Raw genomic sequence first — 1,642 nt, forward strand, 5'->3', positions numbered from 1 at the left:
CTTCAACCGCCCCGAGGCCGATATCGTCGCCCGCGCCGATCTCGATGCCCGTCCGCTGGAGCCGTTCGCCGAGTCCGTCGCCCGTGCACCCGAGCAGACCTATACGGTGCGCCGCGCCGCGCGCGACGGCGACTGGTACCAGGTTTCGCGGCTGGTCTATCGCGCCTATGGCTATACCCACCCGAGCGATGATCTCTACTACCCGGACCGGCTGTGTGAACTCAACCGCGCCGGTCGACTGATCTCGGTGGTGGCGACCGATGCCGCCGACACCGTGGTCGGGCACTATGCGCTCGAACTCGGCGGGCTCGGTCAGCTCGGCGCCTCGCGCCTCGCCGTGGCCGAGACCGGGATGGCGGTGGTCGACCCCGCGCATCGCGGGCGGCGGCTGATGGAGCGGATGCGCGAGCGGCTCGAAGCCCTCGCGCGCGAACGCGGGCTGAGCGGGCTGTTCGGCCAGCCGGTGACCACCCACCCCTTCAGTCAGAAGGTCAACGAGCGCTTCGGCGCCCATGTCTGCGCGCTCTCGCTGGCCTTCCTCGCCGGCAACCTGCGTTTTCGCGCGATGGCCGAGGAGCGCCCGGCGCAGCGCGAGAGCTGTCTGCTCTACTTCAAGCCGCTCGCCCCGCCGCCCGAGCGGCTGATCCTGCCCCCCGCGCACCATCGCGAGATTCTGCTCGAGACCTATGCCGAGAGCGGCATCCCGGCGCGTCTCGGCGAGCCCGGCGGCAGCGCCGGCGCGAGCCGGCTCGATGCCCATTATCTGAGCGCGCTCGATCTCGGCATGATCCGTCTCGAACGGGTCGGCGACGATGTCGCCGAGGCGCTGCGCGCTGCGCGCAACGAGCTGTGTCGGCGCGCCGGGGCGCGGGTGCTCTATCTCACCGTGCGCCTGAGCGATCACGGTTGCGCGGCGGCGGTGGCCGCGGCCGAGCGGCTCGGCTTCTTCTACGGCGGTCTCGCGCCCTGTTTCGACGAGGGCGAGGACGTGCTGCGGCTGCAGTACGTCGACACCGCGCTCGATCTCGATCGGGTCGAGTTGGTCGCGCCCTTCGCCCGGCGGCTGCTCGACTATGTCGAGCGCGACCGCCGGCGCGTCGAGCGGTAACGGCCGGTGCTCGAGCTGTTTCGCGCCCATCCCGCCTTCCTGCGCTTCTGGCTGGCGCAGGCGGTCTCCCAGATCGGCGACCGGGTGCACTCGCTGGCGCTGATCTGGCTGGTCTATCACTGGTCGGGCTCGGCCTCGGCGGTCGGCGTCATCCTCATCGCCACCTCGCTGCCCGGCATCCTCGTCGCGCCCCTGGCGGGGATGGTCTGCGACCGCTACCCGCGCCGTCTGGTGATGATCTGCGCCGATCTGGTCCGCGCCCTGGTGGTCGGCGCGCTCGCCTGGCTGGCCCACGGCGGCGCCCTGGCGCTGCCCGAGCTGATCGCGGCCACGGTGGTGATCTCGATCGCTTCGGCCTTCTTCAACCCGGCGGCGCTGGCGATGGTGCCGGGGCTGGTCACGCCCGCGGCGCTGCTGCGCGCCAATGCCGCCAGCCAACTGCTGGTGGGGGCGAGCGCGGTCGCCGGACCGCTGTTCGGCAGCGCCCTGATCGCGCTGATCGGGGTCGCCCTGGCGTTCGCCATCAATGCAGAT

Annotated in this window: 2 protein-coding genes; both read left to right on the forward strand. The window is 71.7% G+C overall.

The window, feature by feature from the left end:
* Positions 1-1,108 (forward strand): GNAT family N-acetyltransferase (locus EBL85_RS16745; protein WP_123143502.1); only part of this gene is annotated, 1,108 nt, incomplete at its 5' end.
* Positions 1,109-1,114: 6 nt separating this feature from the next.
* Positions 1,115-1,642 (forward strand): MFS transporter (locus EBL85_RS16750; RefSeq protein WP_123143503.1); only part of this gene is annotated, 528 nt, incomplete at its 3' end.

It is taken from the genome of Marichromatium sp. AB32, from assembly GCF_003718675.1.
In the GTDB taxonomy this organism is placed as follows: Bacteria; Pseudomonadota; Gammaproteobacteria; order Chromatiales; family Chromatiaceae; genus Marichromatium; species Marichromatium gracile.